This window comes from Brachybacterium sp. JB7 (assembly GCF_003335205.1).
Classification (GTDB): Bacteria; Actinomycetota; Actinomycetes; order Actinomycetales; family Dermabacteraceae; genus Brachybacterium; species Brachybacterium alimentarium.
In genome coordinates this window covers 54,877-69,894 of record NZ_QPGN01000005.1, presented here as the reverse complement: position 1 = coordinate 69,894, position 15,018 = coordinate 54,877, and the positions used below count along the sequence as shown (strand labels likewise).

The following is a 15,018-nucleotide window of genomic DNA, read 5'->3' as shown; positions in this document are numbered from 1 at the left end:
GCTCGCCGCGCCGCCGTTCCTGCAGGTCAGTCCTCGCCTTCTGGATCGAGAACGCACAGATCACTCCTGAAACACGTTTCATTCGCGGACGACCAGGAGCCTGGAGGAGACGACGCCGGACACGACGAATCCACACGAGACGAGAGCAGACCAGATGAGACGAGATGAGAGGAGACGAAGCCGGACGAGACGAGAGCAGACCAGACGAGGGCCGACCGTCGGCCGACGCGACGGAGCCCGTCGCCCCAGTGGACGACGGGCCCCGTGCAGTTCCGGCGGCTGGATCCGACGCGATCGCTGCGACGCGGACCCCTTCGGGTCACTCGGTGCTCTCGGGATCCTCCTCGTTCCGCGTGTCAGCGTCGGAGCCGGCCTCGAGGTCGGCGTCGGCCTCGTCGGCGTCGGCCTCGTCGACATCAGCATCAGCATCAGCATCAGCATCAGCATCAGCATCAGCAGGGTGGGTGGCGCGCTTCTTCGCGGAGGTGCTGAAGGCGCCCAGCTGCACGATGCCCTCGGCGTCCTCGCCCTTCAGCGCAAGGGTCCGCAGCTCCTGAGCGCCGACGGCCCGGGACTCGTCACGGCTGACCGCGAACCATCCGTACGGGCTGCCCGCGCTGAGGCCCCGCCACATCGCTGTCGCCTGCTCGCCGGACGCATGGGTGAGCTCGTCGATCACCCGGTCGCTCGGGGTGAGGCCGAGGAACGCATCGGTGGTGAAGCCGGTGGTGCGGCCCTGGAACTGGACCGGCAGGCGGAAGTCGTCCTCATGCCCGTTGTACCGGTCCTTCGTGTCGTATTCGGTGGCACCGAACTCGTCCAGATGCGGCGAGTACGTGTCGACCGAGACCTCTCCACGGTCGAGGTCGAACTGCAGCAGGCGGAAGAATGCCGCCCCGAAACGCAGGCCGGTGTCCTGGTCGTAGCCGCCCGTCTCGGTCAGCCCCAGCTGGTCCGATCCGACCTCGTAGAACTGGTAGTCGGCCAGCAGCTCGACCACGTTGTTCCCGGGATCGCCGACGTCGGTGCGCACTCCGATGCTCACGCCGTGCTCATGGCCGGACAGCACCAGGGCGACGTTCGAGTGCTTCTCGAGCAGCTGCTCGCGGATGATGGCGCCGTCCTGGGAGAACGAGCCGCCGCGGCCGTCCTCCTCGGAGCTGGGCTTGTTGTACGCGTGGGTGAGGAGGATGCCGTTGCGCTCGGAGAACTGGTCGAGCACGTCGCTCGCCCAGGCTGTCTCCTCCTCGGTGACCAGGTAGCCGAGGTTGAGCGCGATGAAGTCCTGGCCGCCGGCGCTGAACAGGGTGTAGCTGTTCTCGTTGTCCCCTGGCTTCCACGGGTGATATTCGGCGCCGGCGTCCTTCCAGGACTGCTGCTCGGCGAGCGCCTCGTACCGCTCGGGCCCGAAGTACTCGTTGTACAGGCTGTCCTGTCCGATGTCGTTGCCGCCGCGGTTGTCGTGGTTGCCCGGCAGGACGGAGTGGACCACCCCGGTGTCCTCGAGGATCTCCTGGGTGCGGGAGGCGAATTCGAACTCCTCGGTGGCCTTGGCCCGGTCCTCGTTGTTCGTGTTCCAGTTCTCGATGATGTCGCCGGTGTGGGCCACATAGGCGAGCTTGTGCTCCTCGCCGTGCTCGGCGACCCAGCGGTAGGAGTCCTCGTAGGCGTCTGCCCAGACCTCCCGCTCCTCGGCGCTGGGCCGTTCGGTGGCGCCCTCGGAGAGGTACTGGGTGTCGGTGAGGTGTAGGAGGGAGAAGTCGTAGCTGTCCGGGTCCTCGAAGCCGTCGCGCACCGGCTCGTCGAGATCGTCGGCGAACGGATCGGTGCCCAGCACGAGGGCGTGCACCGTGCCGCTGGTTCCGTGCTCCGCCGCGGCCGGAGCGCTGAGCTCGGTCGCGGCGTCCGAGGAGCCTCGTGCGGCGTCCACCTGCTCGTACGTTCCGGTCTCCTCGTTCAGCAGCAGCAGGCGCACCTCGCGGGCGGGGTCGACCTGACCTCGCCACAGGACGGTCTGTCCGGCCTGCGTGAACGGGATCTCGGTGCGCAGGGCGGGCACCTGCTGGCTGACCGGGCTCTCGAGCTCCTCACGATCGGTGGGGTCCAGCGGGTCCTCGACAGAGGCGGCGTCCTGGAGTTCGACGTCGCCGGGCACGGAGCCGTCGTCGGCGATGTCGGCGGGAGTGATCACGCCCTGTTCGGTGCCCGTCGCAGAGGAGAGGTCGCCCTCGAGGAAGGTGGTGCGCAGATCGTCTCCGGTGGGGCTGTCCGCGGTGGCGGTCAGCTGGGCCGATCGAGCGCCGGGCCGCTGGGAGGCACCGGCACCGACGGGGATCGAGGACGAGGAGAAGGTGATCTCCCCGGTGATCTCCTCGCCGAAGGCGTCCAGACCGGACCACGCCAGGACATGATCGCCGGCGCTCAGCCCGGGGCCCACCTCGTCCCCGAGCGCGCTCTCGGCGCCGTCCAGGGTGTAGGTGAGTGGGGCGGCGAGCAGCTCAGGGTTCTCCAGGGTGCCCGCGAGCGTGGTGGGCGAGGTCAGCTCGGAACCCTCGGCAGGGCTCGTCGGGGTGAACGACACCTGCTCGGTCGACCGGTCCGCGAAGCTGCGGGCGTAGCGGGCCGTGACCTCCTGCGCGGTCAGTGCGCGCGAGTAGATGCCGGCATCGGCCACGGACACGGTGCCGTGGAACTGCGGGGACCCGGTGCTGTTGGTGTCCGCACCGAGGAAGAACTGCCGAGCGGCGGCCGTCGGCGGCGTGACCGTCGATCCCTCCGTCGGGGTCTCAGCGACCTTCTCGCCGTTCAGGTGCAGCGCGACGGTCTCGCCGTCCCAGGTCCCGGTCACGTGGTACCAGACTCCCTCGTCGATCTCGGTGCCTGCGGAGTAGTAGGTCCCTTCGATGTTCACGACCATCTTCAGGGTCGAGCCGTAGGCGGTCAGCGAGTAGCCGCCCGCCTCCTTGGCTCCGCAGAAGTTGCCGGTGGACTCGTCGGTGCCGGTGGTGAGGCCGTCGTCGAAGCGGACGGTGCATTCGAGGGTGACGGCGTGGGCGGTGCGCTCGAAGCCGTCGGCGAAGTCGTACCGGGTCGCGCCGGTGCCGTCGTACGAGGCGACCTCGCGGCCGAGCGCAGGGTCCTCGGCGATCGTCGGCTCGGGGCCGAACGGCGTGACGGTGCGATCCGAGGTCTGCTCCTGGAGACCGGAATCGGCGATGTCGACGTCGAGCACGTCGGGTTCGGGCGCCTCGACGGCGGCCGACGGCAGGGCGTCTCGGGCCGTGGGGGCGGCCGGATGCGCGGGGGCGGAGATGGCGAGGGCGGGGAGGGCATGGGCGGCGGAGGTGAGGGTGGGGGGTCAGGCCGAGGGCTACGGCCACGGCGAGGGTGAGCGGGGCAGAACGCCAGGAGGTGGCGGACATAGGGGCTCCAGGAGTGAGGAGTGGACGGGCCGCGCACGACGCTATGGAGCCAGGACCACCGTGGCGTGCCGAGGATGCGAACCTTCGTGGGCGGGCAGATGGCGCGCAGGCGACCCTCCGTACCCAGCCCGTCATCTGCCCGGCACTCCCCCAGAACTTCCACGAATCGTCATCGTGCCCCCGCTGGCGCTCCCCTGGTCGTTCACCGTGCTGTGGTCGCCGCCGCCGCGGCCGTCCCGTCAAGCGGCGACGGCAGCCGCCCCCTGCCACTGCCCCTGCCTCTGCCGGTACTGCCTTCGGAGCCCCCGCGGTGCTACGTTCTGCGCCATGGGCATGAGACGCATGGACCACGTCGGAATCATCGTCGAGGATCTCGACGCGATGGCCCGCTTCTTCACCGCGCTGGGTATGGAGCTCGAAGGGCGCACAGAGGTGAGCGGACGATGGGCCGAGCGCGTCACGGGACTTCCCGGGATGCGCACGGAGATCGCCATGCTCGCCATGCCCGATGGGACGGGCAGGATCGAGCTCTCGCAGTTCGCCACTCCGGCCGCCGTCGGCGTCGAGCGCCCGAAGGACGAGCCCCACGGGCTCGGGTACCGCTCGGTGATGTTCGAGGTCGAGGACGTCGAGGAGTCCGTCGCGCAGCTCCTCCAGCACGGAGCGGAGCTGATCGGCGAGATCGTGGAGTACGAGCAGGCATATCGGCTCTGCTATCTGCGTGGCCCGGAGGGGATCATCGTCGCGCTCGCCGAGCCGCTGGGCTGACTCGCCCGCCGCCCCGCCGCCCCGGTGGGCGCACAGGTCGCCTCAGCGAGTTTCGTGCACCGCCGACCGCTCACGCACCGACGGCCGCATCGCCCTGCCGCTCACGTCCGCGTTCGTCCCACCGGGTGATGAGCCGCAGGAGCAACCCGCCCAGGAGGAGGCCGCCGAGGAGGTCGCTCATCCAGTGCCAGCCCAGCAGGAACGAGACCACCACCGAGTTCAGGGCGATCAGGGCGACCACCCAGCGCAGGCGGCGCACGAGTCGCGGGGACGCCGCGCTGTAGTGGGCGAGCAGGTAGACGGCCGCACCGAAGATGAGGATCGACTCCGCCGCATGACCGGAGGGGAAGCTGATGCCCTTGGCGCCCATGTCGATCAGGCCGCCTTCGAAGAAACCGGGCTCTCGGGAGTACGTCACGGGCCGGGCGAAGACGACCTTCATCCCGCCGACGCCTGCGAGGAAGGCGAACTCGGCGAGCAGAGCGACCTTGATCGGTCGCCAGGACCTCCGCCTACGGGCGAGGACGATCGCTGTCACGCAGAGCACAGGCAGGCAGATGGCCTGGCTGGCGACACGGTCCAGGACGTTCTGGGCGAACCACAGCAGTTCGGGCTGATAGTTCCGCAGCCAGCGGTGAGCGAGCAGGTAGTCCCAGCGCTCCATCGGGCCCGACGCGATGAGGATGACGAAGATCAGGCCTGCGGCTAGAGCCGGCGCCGAGGTGAGCAGGCCGGTCCAGGTCACGTTCGGGGCGCTGATACGACCACGATCGAGAGTGTCATCGATCGAGGGCTCGGGATGTTCAGAGGCGTCGGAGACCATCGGGTGTTCAGCTTAGTCTCCGACGCCCATGTGTTCAGCGGAGTCGCCGTAGGTCACGGCCGACGGCGGCCCTCAGGAGCCGCCCGTTGCGGGCCGTGTCACGGACCCCTGCCGAGGTCTAGCGGAGCAGCCGCCGCAGCAGCCCGTGCGCGGTGCGGCGGCCGGCGCGCTTGCCGACCGCCTCCGGGCCGCGGCTCACCGCCCTCGCATCCCCGCTCGCTCGTCGGAGTCGCATCAGCCAGTTCAGCATGTCGATCACTCCTTCTCCGTGTCGCTCGCGGAGCGCCCGTGCGGCCGCTCCAGATGCTGGGACCCTACGTGCCCGCAGACTCGCTGGCTACGACCCCGACAGCTCGGTCAGCCCAGTCAGCTCCGTCAGCTCGATCAGCTCGATCAGCTCGATCAGCTCGATCAGCTCGATCAGCTCGTCGACCGTCACAGCCAGCCCTCCTCCTGCACGGACCGCAGCGCCTCGACGATGATGACCTGTGTGGTGCAGGGGATCTCTACGGTTCTCCTCATCCTGATCCTGGGGCCATCCCTACTGCGGCGACCGCCGCGCCTGCGTACTGTGGCCGACATGAACAACTTCTTTGATTCCCTCCGCGGCCTCGGCTTCCGACGCGGACCGCGGCGACTCGTCGGCGGCATCGCCGGAGGCATCGCCGACAAGCTCGGGCTGAACGTGTGGCTGGTGCGTGCACTCGTCCTGGCCTCCTTCTTGCTTCCGGTGCTGGGCGTCGGCGCATATCTGGCGGTCTGGATCCTCACTCCCTGGCAGGACGGCAGCATCCCGGCGGAGCGTGTCCTCGGGAGCTGACGTACCGGGAGGCCCACAGGTTCAGCGCGCTCGGTCACGCCGAACCGCGCCGGGTCCGAGCGACCCGGCTCCGGTTCGTCTCCCTGCCGTCATCCTGACGCCACCGGCTCGTCACGGGGCTGCCGTTCACTGGAGCGATGGACATCTCCTCGTCGCCGAACCGTCGGGCCGTGCTGAAAGGCGCGGCCGCCGCAGCCCTGGCCACATCACTCCCCACCGGCTCCGCGGTCGCAGCACCGGGCACGCCCTCCGGTCCCGCGGGCTCCCGCCTGACCCTGCCTTCGGGTCTGCAGACCGGGGACGTCACCTCGAGCTCCGCGGTGCTCTGGTCCCGCGCCTCCGGCGAGGGACGCCTCTATGCCGTGCTGCACGCCCTCGATGCGGACGGCGAGCGCCTCCCCACCGGCGGCCGACGCCGCGCAAGAGGAGCAGGCGCCGACGGGCAGCCGATCTCCCTCCGCGGGCCGTGGGCCGCCGCGGACACCGACTTCACGGCGCGGATCAGTGCTGAGGGCCTGCCCGCCGGAACGGCGTTCGAGACCGAACTGTTCTTCGAGGACGAGCACGGCCGACGCAGCGAGGTCGGCGCCGGGCGCTTCCGCACGGCCCCCGGCAAGCGCTCCGACGGCGCGCAGACCTTCGTGTGGACGGCGGACACCGCCGGCCAGGGGTACGGCATCAATCCCGACGTCGGCGGCATGTTCGGCTACGAGACGATGCGCACGCTCGCACCGGACTTCCTCCTCCACGCCGGCGACACGATCTACGCCGACGGCCCTATCGCGGAGACCCTGGAGGAGCCGGACGGCGCCGTGTGGCGCAACGTGGTGACCGAGGAGGTGGCGAAGGTCGCCGAGACCCTGCGGGAGTTCCGCGGCCGCCACAGCTACAACCTCCTGGACGACAACATCCGTGCGATGTACGCCGAGGTGCCGGTCATCGCCACCTGGGACGATCACGAGACCACCAACAACTGGTGGCCCGGCGAGGTGCTCGAGGACGACGCCTACACGATCCGTGACGTGAACACTCTCGCCGCTCGCGGTCGACGCGCCTGGCAGGAGTACCAGCCGATCGCCGACGTGCGCGCCCTGTCGCCCAGCAGCGGCTTTGAGCCGGAGCGCATCTACCGCCTGATCGAGCGCGGTCCCGACCTGGACGTGTTCGTGCTCGACATGCGGACGCACAAGAGCGAGAACACCGACGGCCTCGAGCAGCAGTCGACGCCGATGCTCGGCGAGGAGCAGCTGCAGTGGCTGCTGAAGGGGCTGCGGAGGTCCCAGGCCACCTGGAAGGTGATCCTCGCCGATCTCCCCCTGGGCATCGTGGTCCCCGACGGGGAGGGCCAGGAGTCGATCGCCAACGCCGAGAACGGCGCGCCACTGGGGCGGGAGCTCGAGCTCGCCCGCCTGCTCTCGGGCCTCAAGGCGCAGAAGACTCGGAACGTCGTGTTCCTGACCGGCGACGTCCACTACTGCGCCGCTCACCATTACTCGCCCGACCGGGCCGCCTTCACGGACTTCGACCCGTTCTGGGAGTTCGTGGCCGGTCCGATCAACTCCGGCTCCTTCGGTCCCAACGAGATGGACGGGACGTTCGGGCCCGAGGTGGACTTCCAGAAGGCCGGCCCGGCGATGGGCTCCCCGCGCGACGGCACCGGCCAGTTCTTCGGCCGGGTCGAGATCGCCCCGCAGGGCGAGTCGTTCACCGTGGAGCTGATCGATGCCAACGGTGACGTGCAGTACACCCGGACCCTGACGCCGCAGCGCTGACCTCGCGCCGAGCGGCGCGACGCCCTAGGGCGCCAGCGGTCCGGGGACATCACACGAACGACCGCGAGAGGTCCGCTACCAGCTGTCCGATCAGCTCCACTGCCCGACGGGCCACTCCACACCCCAGCACATACCACTTGGCATCCAGATACCACGTGGTATCGTCCAGTGCATGATGAGCCAGACCCCGCAGACACGAGTCCGCATGTCGCGCGACGAAAGCCGAGAAGTGACGCGCAGCAGGCTGATCGACGCCGCGACCGAACTGTTCGCTCAGCTCGGTGTCTCCGATACGTCGCTCCGCACAGTGGCTGAGCATGCCGGCTACAGCAGGGGTGCAGTCCACAGCAACTTCGCCGACAAGGCGGAACTCGCCGAAGCCGTCGCACTGAACGTCATCTCGAAGATCGGCCCGTCGATCGATGCGGTGCTGGCCAGCTCCGCCGCGAGCAGAAGACGACTCGAGGACTACATTCGCACATACCTGCAGTTCTGCACGGACCAGCCACTCCAGACGAGTGCATTGATCGCAGTGGCGCGCTATCAGAGCCGCTTCGACCTCGACCGCTTCGACTCCCGAGGGAAGGACTCGCTCCGGGGCATCATCGAGCTGTTCGAAGACGGACAACGCCGCGAGGAGATGCGGGCCTTCGACCCATGGCTCATGGCCTACATGCTCCGCTCCACGGTGGATGCCGTCGCGGCGCACCTCACGGCGGGCGCATTGCCGACATCGGCGGACGAGGCGGCCAACGAGATCGTCACGACATTTGACCGAGCCACGAGAACGGATGATCGCTGATGGAACGCACCTATCGGATGACCGTCTGGGGCAGATTCATGGGCCTGACATCGGACCAGCGCACGCGGTTGCTGGCTGAACAGGGCAACCACGGAATGTTCAGTGCGCGCTTCAGCCCGGAGGGCACATTCCTGTACGGCCCGGAGCTCGTCGGATATCAGTTCCGGTATGAAGTCGTCGTCGACGAACCGAACCCGGTCGATGCAGAGCTCCTCGCCAGGCTCCAGGTGGAGGACAGCGCAGCCACCGATCTGGAGAACCGTGGATACCAAGGGCGAATCGTCGACACCACTGCCGTTTGCGTCGACGACATGCGCTTCAGGAAAGGGCACTCATACTGATGACAGAACCGCCGGAGCACGATCACGAGAATCCCTCGGGCGCACGCAGGTCGAGGGGGTTCGAGAGCACGATGCTGCTCACGGACGCACAGGCCGCCATCGCTTCGGCCATGGACGCCAAGCTGTCCCGAATCGGCATCACCATCGATGACCTTCGGGCGCTCACAGCAATCGGCTCCGTGGGCATCGATCGTGCGGTACTCGCGAACCGTTTGCGCTCACCCCGATCGCAGACAATTCGAAGAGTCCGTCCCCTGGAGAAGCTCGGATGGGTTCAGTGCACGGAGGAGGGTCACTTCCAGCTGACCCACAGCGGAAGATCGCTCGTCGACGACGCAATCAGTCTCACCGACGACGCCGCGGAGAAATGGCTTCTCGAACGTCTGCCGCCTGAACAGATCGCACAGCTGCGCACGCTCCTCATCCCTGTGGCCGAGCCCTTGTGACCACCTCGGACCCCAGGACGCGTTGCAGATGAGGCTGTCGGTCACAGGCCGGCCTTCAGCAGCTGCTCCCAGCGCGGAGGCATCGGCGCTGTGACCACGAGATCCGTGCCGTCGGCGCGGGGGATGACGAGCTTCTCGGCATGCAGGTGGAGCCCGCTTCCGCCGAGTCTCGCCACCTGATGGTTGAAGCGACGGTCCCCGTAGCGGTCGTCGCCCGCGATGGGGTGCCCCGCGTGCTGCAGGTGGACGCGGATCTGATGCTTCCGCCCGGTCAGCAGGCGGACGCCCACGAGGGTGGCTCGATCTCTGATGCGCTGCTTCACGCAGACACGGGTCTCGGCGCGCTGACCATCTGCATCGGCGACGACACGGGCGTCCTCGCGCCGCAGCGGTGCGTCCAGGACCTCGATGTCGGACGGCCAGCTCCCGGCGACGACGGCCAGGTAGTGGCGCTCGATCTCGTCCTCCCGCTCGCGCAGGAGCGTGTGGAGATACCGCAGCGCCGACGGGCTCTTCGCCATGGCGAGCACGCCCGACGTATCGCGGTCCAATCGGTGGCCGAGCTCCAGCGCGGGCAGTCCGGGTCGGAGCTGACGGAACGCTTCGATCACCCCGGCAGAGACGTCGGTGCCCCGATGGACCGCCACACCGGCCGGCTTGTCGATGATCAGGAGGTCCTGGTCCTCGTGGAGAACGGTGCCCCGGAGCTGGTCGATCAGCGATGCCGGGACTGCGCCGCGCGGCACGGCGGCGTCGTCGATCCGCAGCGCCGGGACATCGATGACATCGCCCGTCTGCAGGCGGTACCCCTGCTGCTCTTTGCGCCCGTTGACGCGCAGTCTTCCCTGGCGCAGGAGCTTGAACACCAATCCCGCCGGGACGCCCTTGAGGCGCGAACGCAAGAACTTGTCCAACCGTCGGCCGGCGTGCTCGCTGTCGACGGTGATCGTGCGGGCCTGCTCGCTCCGTCCGGCGCCTCCCTGCCCGGTGGCTTCTTCCTGCGCCACGGCAGCTCCAGGCTGTGCGGGCCGCACGTCGACCCCGTCCTGACGTCCCCGCACCGGACGCCCCTCTGCCTCAGACACCCTCACTCCACCTCATACCCCTGCCCCGACGTGGGGCCGCAGTGCCGACGACTCCGACGGCACCGTAGCCCACATTCCCGCACCTCGGCGCGGCGCCAGCCGACGATGCAGGTGCCGGCCGACGATGCGGGCGATGGCGCCGGCCGACGATGCAGGTGCCGGCCGACGATGCGGGCGATGGCGCGAACCGCTCTGCGCTGCCCTCGCAGGCGGAGAGTGGCTTCCCGGGTCAGTCCACCTGGGTGGCGGGCAACTCGTGCCAGGCGAGCTGCACCTCGCCGGGCGTCGCCCGCAGCGCTGCCGTGAGGTCGTCCGCTGCACTCTCGAGGGAGTCGAACCCGTCCTCGCCGGCCGAGGTCAGGAGTATCTTCCAGGCGCCGCCAGCGGCCGGCGGCGTGGACTCCACGGTGAATCCACCCTGGTAGTAGAGGCTGACGCCGTCGGGCACATCGGCGTCCGGGTTGTGCGTGAGGGGCTTCAGGAAACTCTGCACCGCGCGAGTCGCAGCCGGGCCGGTGACGGACGCCAGGACCTGCACGGACGTCGACACACCGTACGGCCAGTCCTCGCGCCATTCGTCGGTCGGCTGGAACGAGGGGACGACGGATTCATCGCACATATGAAGACCTCCCTGAGCGCTGCCAGGACGCAGGCCTGGCGTTCAGGACGGTGTCTACACGGTGAACCTGAACTGCACCAGCTTCTGTCGCGACGAGCCATCCGCATCCTCCCCGGTCGGCACCGCCGCGCATCGATGCCCCCATGCACAGATGAGCTAGGCTCTGCACGACTTCTCAGACAAGTAGCGCGGTGGAGGGTTCATGGCACAGGTGACACGCGTCCCGCTCGCAGAGCAAGCGGCAGATCTGCTCCTCGACCGGATTCGGGCGGGCGAGTGGCCGCTGGGATCGAAGCTTCCCGGAGAGAGCACGCTCGGCCCGCAGCTCGGAGTCGGCAGATCGACCGTGCGCGAAGCCATCCGCCGTCTCGCAGGACAGGGGGTGCTGTCCACCCGGCAAGGAGCCGGCGTCTTCGTCGATGCGCTCGACATCGTCGAGGACTGGGGCGTTGCGCTGCGCATGGCAGACATCAACTCGGTGATCGAGGCCCGCATCGCGGTCGAAGTCGAAGCCGCCGCTCTCGCCGCCGAGCGACGCTCTCCCGTCGAGCTGCGCGCGATCAGGCATGCCGCAGCTGAGCGTGACAGTCAGCGAACTGAGATTGACGCGCACGTCGACGCTGACATCGCGTTCCATCGAGCTGTCGTGACGGCATCGCACAATCCGCTCATCGTCGACCTGTTCGACAGCTTCACCCCGCGCAGCAGGCAAGCCATGATCGAGCTGCTGCGCCTGCGGGGCACGTTGGGGAGCGACGTCGATCAGCACGCACACACCGCCATCCTCGAGGCGATCGCCGACCGCGACGGTCAGACAGCATCAGCGCTGGCGAGAACGCACTTGCTCACGCTGAAGATGGAGTAGGACACGACCACAGGGTCCGGCGCCGGCCGACGAGACGACCGGGCCCAGGCTGGTTCGCCGACCCTTCGTATGCAGCCGGGTTCCGGCCCACGCTCCCGTCGCAGGTGCGGAGGATCGACCCTGCGCCCGGACAGCTTCTCCGGTAGGTAGACTGGTCTGCCTACTGCGGAGGTGCACAGGTATGGGGACTGCGAAAGAGCGGCTGCTTGCTGCCGCGGCACGGCTCTTCTACGCCGACGGAGTGCACGCCACGGGGATCGATACGATCACCGCTGAGGCCGGGGTCGCACGGAAGAGCCTCTACAACAACTTCTCCTCCAAGGCGGATCTCGTCAGTGCCTTTGAATCGCCCCGGGTTTGTTAGAGGCTCGCAAGTGCCGCGTCGGCGGGTGCCGGTGCGGGGTTGTTGTGATGGTAGGTGTCCTCGAGCTCGACGGGCGGGATCATTCCGATCTCGCCGTGCAGACGCCGGTGGTTGAACCAGTCGATGTATTCCGCGGTCGCGATCTCGAGGTCGTCGATGTTCTTCCAGGGCCCGCGGTTGCGGACCAGTTCGGCCTTGAACAGCGAGTTGAAGGCCTCGGCCAGGGCATTGTCATACGAGTCGCCGGTGGAGCCGACCGAGGCGACCGCGCCGGCCTCGGCAAGTCGCTCGGTGTAGCGGATGGCGACGTATTGAACGCCCTTATCGCTGTGATGCGTGAGCCCGGTGACGGACTGGCCTGCGTGATCGCGGGCCCAGATGCCCATCTCCAACGCGTCCAGCGCAAGGTCGGTTCGTAGCGACTTCGACAGCTGCCAGCCGACCACGCGGCGGGAGAACACGTCGATGATGAACGCGGCATACACCCAGCCGGCGAAGGTTCGGCAGTAGGTGATGTCCGCGACCCACAACTGGTTCGGAGCAGTCGCCGTGAAGTCACGTTCGACAAGGTCAGGACGAGAATCCGGACCGCGACCGGAGATCGTGGTGCGCGGGCCCTTGGCCCGGCTGATCCCTCGCAACCCCGCGACGCGCATGAGTCGCTCGACCGTGCAGCGCGCCACCGAGATGCCCTCCCGCCGCAACTGCGCATGGACCTTCTTCGCCCCGTAGACGCCGAAGTTCGCCGCATGGACGCGGTGGATCTGGACCAGCAGTTCCTCGTCGCGCACTGCCCGTCTCGAGGGTGGGCGGGTCTTGAACGCGTAGTACGTGCTCGGCGCGATCTGCGTGCCCGCTGCGGTTAGCGTCCGACAGATCGGCTCGACGCCGAACTCATGCTTGTGCTGGTCTATGTACTCCACGATCAACGCTGTGGGCGGTCGAGCTCCGCCGCGAAAAAAGCCGACGCCGACCTCAGGATCGAGTTCGCCCGGCGCAGCTCACGTACTTCCTTCTCCAGCTCGACCAGGCGTTGGGACTCGCTAGTCGTGGTCCCGGGACGGTGCCCCTCGTCAACCTCGGCCTGCACGACCCAATTCCTCAGAGTCTCGGGATTGATCCCGAGCTGCTCGCCCACACGACGGAACGTGCCCGACCTCGTCGATGGATCCAGTCGCGCCTGAACAGCCATCCTCGTGGCTCTCTCCCGAAGCTCGTCCGGGTACTTCCTCGGTGCTGCCATGCTCCTCATCCTCCCGTGGAATCAGAGCCTCCACCAGACCCGGGGCGATTCACTTCATCGATGCCCGCCATGAGGAGTGGGTCGGTCTGTACCGTGCCCGCGCTTCCACCGCCTCTACGGACAGCGGCCGGGTGCTGGCCGTGTTCGACGCCTATATCGACCACGCGAACGACGCCTATGCCAAGGGGTTCCGCGGATGCGGTCTTCTGAACGCAGCATCGGAGTTCCCCGCCGGCGACCCGGCCCGTGATTCTGTGCGCATTCACAAAGAGCAGGTGGAGCGACTCCTCGCTCAGGGGCTGACAGCCCTCACGGACAACGCACGAGCGCGCGAGCTGGCGGAGCATTTCAGCTATCTCGTCGAAGGGTCGGTCACCCGTGCGGGCCTGGAGGGCACACCCGAGCGACTGGAGCGGGCCCGCGACTTCGCGGCGCAGATGCTGGATGACCTGTGAGCCGCGGCTCGCTCCCCGGGATCCTCGCAGTCCTCACCGCCGCGTTCCTCTGGGGCACCACGGGGACCGCCGCCACGTTCGCGCCGGACGTCGGCCCCCTGACAATAGGCGCCGCCGCGCTCGGCGTCGGCGGCCTCCTGCAAGCCGCCATCGCCGTCCCGTCCCTGCGCCGAGAGAGCTCCGCCCTCATCTCGCGGCGTGGAACGGTGATGGCCGGCGCAGCCGGCGTCGCCATCTACCCGCTGGCGTTCTACAGCTCGATGCACTTGGCCGGCGTCGCCGTCGGCACGGTGGTCTCGCTCGGCTCCGCCCCGATCGTGTCAGGGGTCCTGGAATGCGTCGTCGAACGTCGCAGACTCAACGGCTGGTGGATGCTCGCCGCGATTCTGGGCATCGCGGGAAGCGCGGTGCTGAGCGGGGCGAAGATGCACGACGCACCTGGTGAGGCGCTCCCCACGATCGCGGGCGTCGGGCTCGGCCTGGTTGCTGGAGGCACCTATGCCGTGTATTCATGGAGCGCCCACCGCCTCATCAACCGAGGTATCGGCCGAGCGGCGGCGATGGGGGCAGTCTTCGGCCTGGGCGGAGCGGCCTTGATGCCCGTGCTCCTGATCTCCGGCGCGCCCCTCCTCGCCGACGCCCAGTCGTTCACGGTCAGTGCCTACATGGCGCTGATCCCCATGTTCCTCGGCTACGTACTCTTCGGCTACGGCCTCACGCGCCTCGCCGCGAGCACCGCAACAACGCTCACCCTTGCGGAGCCCGCCGTGGCCGCGGTCCTCGCCGTGGTGATCGTCGGAGAACGCCTCCCCCTCCTCGCATGGGCGGGGATAGCGGGGATCTGCACCTCGCTGCTCGTGCTGTCCTTCGCCCCCGCGACACGCGCGGACAAGATCCAGAATCACCCCCTTCCACGATGCAGCGACACCGTGGAACTGGCCGCACAGAGTTCCCGTGAGCGATGAGCACAGAGTCCTCGCGAGCGACGCGTCGTGGCCACAACGGGCCAAGTGACCCTCCGCAGACGTCAGAGCGAAATCTCGGACTGCACCGAGCACCGGCACGGACCGACCGTTCGACGGTCACCACGCGCGACCTCGCAGGTCGACTTCGCCGTTCGGCCCGGGAGGGTTACGGGGCTCGGACAGGCTCACAGTTACGGGACTCGGACAGGTTCACGGAAGCCATGAACC

The 15,018-nt window shown here is 68.3% G+C and carries 15 protein-coding genes, 1 pseudogene and 1 other annotated feature; of the genes and pseudogenes, 10 read left to right on the top strand and 6 right to left on the bottom strand.

Going from position 1 to position 15,018, the window contains the following annotated elements:
* Positions 1 to 319: 319 nt before the first annotated feature.
* Entirely contained in the window at positions 320 to 3,232 is a 2,913-nt protein-coding gene (locus CIK81_RS08120; protein ID WP_114355607.1) for a LamG-like jellyroll fold domain-containing protein, read from the bottom strand.
* Positions 3,233 to 3,764: 532 nt separating this feature from the next.
* Here CIK81_RS08120 and CIK81_RS08115 point away from each other — a divergent pair.
* A complete protein-coding gene (locus CIK81_RS08115) occupies positions 3,765 to 4,190 on the top strand; it encodes a VOC family protein (protein WP_114355606.1) in 426 nt (141 codons plus the stop codon).
* A 70-nt stretch (positions 4,191 to 4,260) separates the two neighbouring features.
* Here CIK81_RS08115 and CIK81_RS08110 read toward each other — a convergent pair whose 3' ends face one another.
* Both CIK81_RS08110 and CIK81_RS18730 read right to left on the bottom strand, forming a co-directional pair.
* Positions 4,261 to 5,013, bottom strand: a complete 753-nt coding sequence (locus tag CIK81_RS08110) for a phosphatase PAP2 family protein (RefSeq protein WP_096166858.1) — start codon at positions 5,011 to 5,013, stop codon at positions 4,261 to 4,263.
* A 118-nt stretch (positions 5,014 to 5,131) separates the two neighbouring features.
* Positions 5,132 to 5,263, bottom strand: coding sequence for a hypothetical protein (locus CIK81_RS18730; protein WP_255411060.1), 132 nt, complete (start codon positions 5,261 to 5,263; stop codon positions 5,132 to 5,134).
* A gap of 330 nt (positions 5,264 to 5,593) precedes the next feature.
* Here CIK81_RS18730 and CIK81_RS08105 point away from each other — a divergent pair, with 330 nt between their 5' ends.
* The 5 genes from CIK81_RS08105 (at position 5,594) to CIK81_RS08085 (ending at position 9,194) form a co-directional block, all read left to right on the top strand.
* A complete protein-coding gene (locus tag CIK81_RS08105; protein ID WP_096166859.1) occupies positions 5,594 to 5,833 on the top strand; it encodes a PspC domain-containing protein in 240 nt (79 codons plus the stop codon).
* A 137-nt stretch (positions 5,834 to 5,970) separates the two neighbouring features.
* Complete coding sequence (locus CIK81_RS08100; RefSeq protein ID WP_114355605.1) at positions 5,971 to 7,605, top strand: alkaline phosphatase; 1,635 nt, start codon at positions 5,971 to 5,973, stop codon at positions 7,603 to 7,605.
* 172 nt (positions 7,606 to 7,777) lie between these two features.
* On the top strand, positions 7,778 to 8,407 hold the full coding sequence (locus CIK81_RS08095; protein ID WP_096166861.1) for a TetR/AcrR family transcriptional regulator: 630 nt from the start codon (positions 7,778 to 7,780) through the stop codon (positions 8,405 to 8,407).
* Positions 8,407 to 8,748 carry a DUF6204 family protein gene (locus CIK81_RS08090; RefSeq protein ID WP_096166862.1) on the top strand — a complete coding sequence of 114 codons (342 nt, stop codon included), beginning with the start codon at positions 8,407 to 8,409 and terminating at the stop codon, positions 8,746 to 8,748. Before CIK81_RS08095 ends, CIK81_RS08090 begins: the two co-directional genes overlap by 1 nt.
* Positions 8,749 to 8,819: 71 nt before the next feature.
* Positions 8,820 to 9,194, top strand: coding sequence for a hypothetical protein (locus CIK81_RS08085; RefSeq protein WP_141393748.1), 375 nt, complete (start codon positions 8,820 to 8,822; stop codon positions 9,192 to 9,194).
* A gap of 41 nt (positions 9,195 to 9,235) precedes the next feature.
* On the opposite strand, the gene CIK81_RS08080 is transcribed toward CIK81_RS08085, so the two are convergent.
* Both CIK81_RS08080 and CIK81_RS08075 read right to left on the bottom strand, forming a co-directional pair.
* Positions 9,236 to 10,201, bottom strand: coding sequence for an RluA family pseudouridine synthase (locus tag CIK81_RS08080; protein ID WP_096166864.1), 966 nt, complete (start codon positions 10,199 to 10,201; stop codon positions 9,236 to 9,238).
* Between the two features lie 307 nt (positions 10,202 to 10,508).
* Entirely contained in the window at positions 10,509 to 10,898 is a 390-nt protein-coding gene (locus tag CIK81_RS08075; protein WP_096166865.1) for a hypothetical protein, read from the bottom strand.
* A gap of 202 nt (positions 10,899 to 11,100) precedes the next feature.
* On the opposite strand from CIK81_RS08075, the gene CIK81_RS08070 reads away from it, so the two are divergent.
* Together CIK81_RS08070 and CIK81_RS08065 are read left to right on the top strand one after the other, a co-directional pair.
* Entirely contained in the window at positions 11,101 to 11,763 is a 663-nt protein-coding gene (locus tag CIK81_RS08070; RefSeq protein WP_114306582.1) for a FadR/GntR family transcriptional regulator, read from the top strand.
* 181 nt (positions 11,764 to 11,944) lie between these two features.
* Positions 11,945 to 12,106, top strand: a pseudogene (locus tag CIK81_RS08065) (TetR/AcrR family transcriptional regulator); the annotation flags it as partial.
* Positions 12,107 to 12,123: 17 nt separating this feature from the next.
* On the opposite strand, the gene CIK81_RS08060 reads toward CIK81_RS08065, so the two are convergent.
* Positions 12,124 to 13,370 (bottom strand): IS3 family transposase gene (locus CIK81_RS08060; protein WP_241963872.1). Its coding sequence is split into 2 segments (ribosomal slippage): positions 12,124 to 13,085 and positions 13,085 to 13,370, totalling 1,248 coding nucleotides; the frame shifts between segments, so codons are not numbered across the junction.
* Positions 12,964 to 13,092 (bottom strand) — a sequence feature (AL1L pseudoknot). It overlaps the preceding gene by 129 nt.
* Before the next feature lie 140 nt (positions 13,371 to 13,510).
* On the opposite strand from CIK81_RS08060, the gene CIK81_RS08055 reads away from it, so the two are divergent.
* Positions 13,511 to 13,825: a hypothetical protein gene (locus CIK81_RS08055; RefSeq protein WP_147272349.1), complete on the top strand. Its 315-nt coding sequence runs from the start codon at positions 13,511 to 13,513 to the stop codon at positions 13,823 to 13,825.
* Positions 13,822 to 14,790, top strand: a complete 969-nt coding sequence (locus CIK81_RS08050; RefSeq protein WP_114355603.1) for a DMT family transporter — start codon at positions 13,822 to 13,824, stop codon at positions 14,788 to 14,790. Before CIK81_RS08055 ends, CIK81_RS08050 begins: the two co-directional genes overlap by 4 nt.
* The last annotated feature ends 228 nt before the right edge of the window (positions 14,791 to 15,018 follow it).